The sequence below is a fragment of the Amycolatopsis saalfeldensis genome (assembly GCF_900110575.1).
Classification (GTDB): domain Bacteria; phylum Actinomycetota; class Actinomycetes; order Mycobacteriales; family Pseudonocardiaceae; genus Amycolatopsis; species Amycolatopsis saalfeldensis.
In genome coordinates this window covers 1-4658 of the sequence record NZ_FOEF01000057.1, presented here as the reverse complement: position 1 = coordinate 4658, position 4658 = coordinate 1, and the positions used below count along the sequence as shown (strand labels likewise).

Genomic DNA, 4658 nt, shown 5'->3' with positions numbered 1-4658 from the left:
ATCCCACCCCCTGTGGGTTAAGGCCCCCAAGAGACCATTGGGTTGATAGGCCAGAAATGGAAGCACAGTAATGTGTTGTCGAGTTGACTGGTACTAATAGGCCGAGGACTTGCCCACGAAGATGTTACGCATCCACTCTACAGCTCTGAAACACCACACCGGCACCATCGATTCTGGTGGTGGGTGTGTGTTGTTTCGTAGTGTTTCGGTGGTTATAGCGCCAGGGAAACGCCCGGTCCCATTCCGAACCCGGAAGCTAAGCCTGGAAGCGCCGATGGTACTGCAACCGAAGGGTTGTGGGAGAGTAGGACGCCGCCGAACTTTACCTAGACAGTCAGGGCCCCGGTCGAGAACCCGCAACGGTTCTCCCGGGGCCCTACTGCCATATCCGGCCATTTCCCCGAAAACGGGCTCGCCCAGATAATCAGGAACCGGAGCCTGCTATGAGTCGGCCTTCCTGAGCGCTGGAACCGGGGCCGGCTACGAGGTTGTGATGGGCCGGGGTGCGCGACCCACAGAGCCAGACGGCAGGCGGAACTCTCGGCTGTCCCTGTACGCGGATGGGGCCTGCCTCGTCGGCTTTGTTGACACACGGCTGTTTTCTACGGCGACGACAGGGCTGCTCCACGGCTGCGGCGGGCCTCGATGCGACACCAGCGCCGGCCAGCGGCGTCTGGGTGGCCCTGGGAAGCGACTTCCACAAGGCGGCTTGTCGACTCGTGGTTCGCCTCCAGCCTGGAGGTCTTCTGCGAAGTGGCCTCGATGCGGCGCTGGCGCACAGGAACGAGCCGTGTGTGCCGGGCAAGTGGGCAGACCGGACGACCGCTCGCACCAGGCAAGCGCGCAGGCCGGGCACATCCGCAGGCGGACGAGCCCGGCCCTCAGGTCAGGCACGGGCCCGCCAGACCGGGCAAAGGCGGTGCGGACCGCGCAGGCGGGCAGATCAGGCAAGACCGAGGCCACGCGAAAGACATCGGAACGAGTGCACCGAGATCGGAACGAGCGTACGAGAAAGGCGCCGGAGCCAACTCGCTCCGGCGCCTTTCTCGTGGCCTGCCCCAAAAAAGAGAGTCTTACAGGGCGGAGCCCTTCTGCCAGTCGGTCCAGGACTTGGACCAGTCGCCGTACAGGTCCCAGACTGGGAGTTGCGGGCCGCCTGAGTTGGTTACCTCTACGACGTCGCCGAGGCCGAAGTTCTGGAAGAACCATTCGGCGTTCGCGGCGTTCAGGTTGATGCAGCCGTGTGAGACGTTGGAGCTGCCCTGCTGGCCGACGCTGTTCGGGTTCTCGTGGACGAACTCACCGTCGTTGGAGATGCGCTGGGAGAACTTCTCGTCGGAGCGGTACGCCTTCGGGTCCGGCGGGCAGACACCGTAGGTGCAGGAGTCCATCGTGTAGTTCGCCTGCTTGTCGGAGATGACGTGCGCGCCCAGGTGCGTCGGGGTGGCGTCCTTGCCCATGGAGATCGGCATGGACTTCACCATGCTGCCGTTGTGGAAGATCTGCATCTGCTCGGAGTTGCCGTCCGCCTTGGCGATCCAGGAATCGTGCACCTTGTACGTTTCGGTGCGGTCCTCCGCGCCGAAAACACCGTTTCCGAAATCGACTCCGTAGATCTTGGCCGTGACGGTCAGCGTGGTGCCCGGCTGCCAGTACACCTTGGGCCGGTAGTGGACGTTCTTGTCGTCCATCCAGTACCAGCTGCCCTCCTGCTTCGGCGAGGACTCGACGTTCAGCGCCTTCTCGACGGCGGCCTTGTCCTTCACCGCGACGCCGAAGCTGAAGACGATCGGCTGGCCGACGCCCACGCCGCTGCTCTTCACCGCGGACGGCGCGGGGATCAGGTTCGCGTTCGCCTGCTTCGTCGGCGACAGCGTGGTGACCTGGCCGTCCTTCTCGATGGATTTGCCGTCGGTGCTCTGGGCGTGGGCGACGATCTTGTACGTGCCGCCGTAACCGAGGACGTCGGTGTTGGTCCAGCTGAGCCCGTCCGTCGCGACCTTGCCGGCGACGGCCTTGCCCTTGGCGCTGGTCACGGTCACGTCGAGCAGCTTGCCGTTGGCGGCCTTGACGACGATGGGGGTAGTGGGGCTGATGTTGTCGGCGTTCGCCGGTTCGATCGTCACCGTCGCCGGTGGCGCGGACTGGTTGGAGCCGGCACCGGGAGCCCCCGGGGCGGCGGCTGTCCCCGCGGTGTCCCCACCGGAGGAGCAGGCCGAGACCAGCAGGGTCGCCGCGAGGACTCCGGCAACCGAAAGTAAAGTCTTCTTCGGGAACATTTTGTCTCTTTTGTGGGGGATCGCGGACCAGCAGGCTTCTTCTTTTCCAAAACTACGCGATTGACAAGACGCTCCACGCAGCGGATAGGTGCATCGCAGTGGCGTGGATCACGTTGTTACCAGCCCGGGCGCACCGTAAAGACCGGGGCCGTCCACCTGGAGTTCTTTCAGGTACCCGGCCGCGGCGCCGTAGGCCTGGTCCGCGAGTTCCTCCGTACGGGTGAAGTCCAACGGACTGACCCGCACGGGGGCCGGACCGGGCAGATAGACGACGGGTGCGCGCTTCGCGGCGACGGGGGCCTCCAGCACCGCCTGGTTCCGCATGCTGATCATCGCGGTGAACATCATCACCTCGGCGAACGTCCTTGGGGCGCCGGGCATTTTGCCGGGGAACGCGCAGTCGAGGACCACCAGCGACTTCGCGCCCATGGCCAGTGCCTGCCGCATCGGCACGTTGGCGACGAGGCCGCCGTCGTAGAGCAGCCGGCCCTCGTGCTCGACCGGCGGGTAGATGCCGGGGATCGCGCAGCTCGCCAGCAGCGGCGCGCGCAGCGGCCCGGAACGGATCAGCAGCGGCTCGGCGGTGTCGACGTCCGTGGTCACCACGCCGAGCGGCAGCGCGAGGTCCTCGAAGCGACGGCCGGCGCCCAGGTGGCCGTCGACGATCTTCTCCAGGCCGGTGTTGGGGAACAGGTGCGTTTTGCTGTGCCGCAACGTGCGCACCTGGCTGAGCACGCCGCCGGGGAAGGCCTCGTGCTTGGTCATGTGCGCCCAGATCCCGCGCAGGCGCTCCAGCCGGTTGCCGCCGGGCAGGGCGAGCACGGCCGCGTTCAGCGAGCCCACGGACGTGCCGGCGACGAGGTCGGGCGTCACGCCGGCTTCCTCGAGCGCGCGCAGCATGCCGATCTGCAGCGCGCCGAGACTGCCGCCCCCGCCGAGGACGAACGCGATCGGCCTGGGGAGATCGAGTGGCGTCATACCGCCGAATGTAACCAGCGGGAGCAGGTCCGCGGGTGTGACTCCGGCCAAGGTCAGCCGGTCGTGCGGGCGGGCTCTTCGGCTTCCTCGGTGGCGAGGGCCTTGCGCTTCTTGAACCGGAGGAGGAAGAACAGCAGAACGCCGATCACCACCACGGCCACGACGAGAAAACCGGTGCTGAGCGCGCCCTCCACCTGTTTGGCGGCCTCGCCGAGCGCGACGCCGATGCTGATGTGCACCAGCGACCAGCAGAACGCGCCCGCCGCCGTCGCGGGCAGGAACTTGCGGAACGGCAGCCCGGACGCGCCCGCGGCCGCCGGCGTCAGCGTTCGGAGCACGGGCAGGAAGCGCGCGAAGAACACCGCCCAGGCGCCGCGCCGCTCGAGTACCGAGGCGGCCTTGTCCCACGCGTCCAGGCCGTACTTGCGGATCAGCTTGGTCTCGCGCAGCCGCGGCCCGAAGCGCCGGCCGAGCGCGTAGCCCACGGAGTCGCCGAGCGCCGCGCACACCGTGACGACGGCCCACAGGGTGAGGAACCGCGACACCGTGGTGGCGGTCGTCGCCGCGACCAGCAGCCCCGACTCGCCGGGCGCGACGAAGCCCAGCCCGATGGTGCACTCGGCGAACACCAGCCCGCCGGCCGCCGCGACAAGGCCCGGTTCCGGGAGTCCTTGCAGCCAGTTCAGGAGATCCGTTACCAAAGCCATGGGAATCACTTTACTGACTATTTGGAATCGGTGAGTGGATCCACGGGAGTCCGGGTGACTTTGGGGGGCTGACCCGTAGGGGTGGCGGGCCTCGGAACGGCGAGAGGCCCGCTCGGCGGTCGAGCGGGCCTCCATGGGGCTGAGATCAGCGGGCGAGCAGCGAGGCGGCTTCCTGTGCGGCCGGGCCCTCGGTGGCGAGGTGGGAGAGGTGGTCCGGGAGGGTTTCGCCGCGGTGGGCCTTCGTCTGCGCGTACAGGCGTCCCGCGCGGTAGGACGAGCGGACCAACGGACCCGCCATCACACCCGCGAACCCCAACGACTCCGCCGCCTGGGAGTGCTCCACGAACTCCTCCGGCTTCACCCACCGATCCACCGGGTGATGCCGCGGTGACGGCCGCAGATACTGCGTGATCGTCAAGATCTCGCACCCCGCGTCGACCAGATCCCGCATCGCCGCAGTGACCTCGTCCGGGGTCTCGCCCATCCCGAGGATCAGGTTCGACTTCGTCACCAACCCCGCCTCACGAGCCCGGGTGATGACCTCCAACGACCGCGCGTAACGGAACCCGGGACGGATCCGCTTGAAGATCCGCGGCACCGTCTCCACGTTGTGCGCCAACACCTCCGGACGCGAACCGAACACCTCCGCCAACTGCCCGGGATCGGCATTGAAGTCCGGGATCAGCAGCTCGAC

The 4658-nt window shown here is 67.2% G+C and carries 4 protein-coding genes and 2 rRNA genes; 2 read left to right on the top strand and 4 right to left on the bottom strand.

What is annotated here, in order from left to right:
* Together BMY97_RS45615 and rrf are read left to right on the top strand one after the other, a co-directional pair.
* Positions 1-117: ribosomal RNA gene (locus tag BMY97_RS45615) — 23S ribosomal RNA — on the top strand; the annotation flags it as partial.
* Positions 118-204: 87 nt separating this feature from the next.
* Positions 205-321, top strand: a 5S ribosomal RNA gene (gene rrf, locus BMY97_RS45610).
* A 752-nt stretch (positions 322-1073) separates the two neighbouring features.
* On the opposite strand, the gene BMY97_RS45605 is transcribed toward rrf, so the two are convergent.
* The 4 genes from BMY97_RS45605 to BMY97_RS45590 all read right to left on the bottom strand — a co-directional run.
* Positions 1074-2279: a L,D-transpeptidase gene (locus BMY97_RS45605; RefSeq protein ID WP_091629907.1), complete on the bottom strand. Its 1206-nt coding sequence runs from the start codon at positions 2277-2279 to the stop codon at positions 1074-1076.
* 108 nt (positions 2280-2387) lie between these two features.
* On the bottom strand, positions 2388-3257 hold the full coding sequence (locus tag BMY97_RS45600; protein ID WP_091629905.1) for a patatin-like phospholipase family protein: 870 nt from the start codon (positions 3255-3257) through the stop codon (positions 2388-2390).
* Between the two features lie 53 nt (positions 3258-3310).
* A complete protein-coding gene (locus tag BMY97_RS45595) occupies positions 3311-3964 on the bottom strand; it encodes a DedA family protein (RefSeq protein ID WP_091629904.1) in 654 nt (217 codons plus the stop codon).
* 145 nt (positions 3965-4109) lie between these two features.
* On the bottom strand, positions 4110-4658 hold a 549-nt coding region (locus BMY97_RS45590), incomplete at its 5' end, for a lipoyl synthase (RefSeq protein ID WP_143086543.1).

Excerpts from the sequence above, each read along its gene's own strand:
- BMY97_RS45600 (WP_091629905.1), bottom strand. The coding sequence starts at position 3,257 with ATGACGCCACTCGATCTCCCCAGGCCGATCGCGTTCGTCCTCGGCGGG.
- BMY97_RS45605 (WP_091629907.1), bottom strand. The coding sequence starts at position 2,279 with ATGTTCCCGAAGAAGACTTTACTTTCGGTTGCCGGAGTCCTCGCGGCG.
- BMY97_RS45595 (WP_091629904.1), bottom strand. The coding sequence starts at position 3,964 with ATGGCTTTGGTAACGGATCTCCTGAACTGGCTGCAAGGACTCCCGGAA.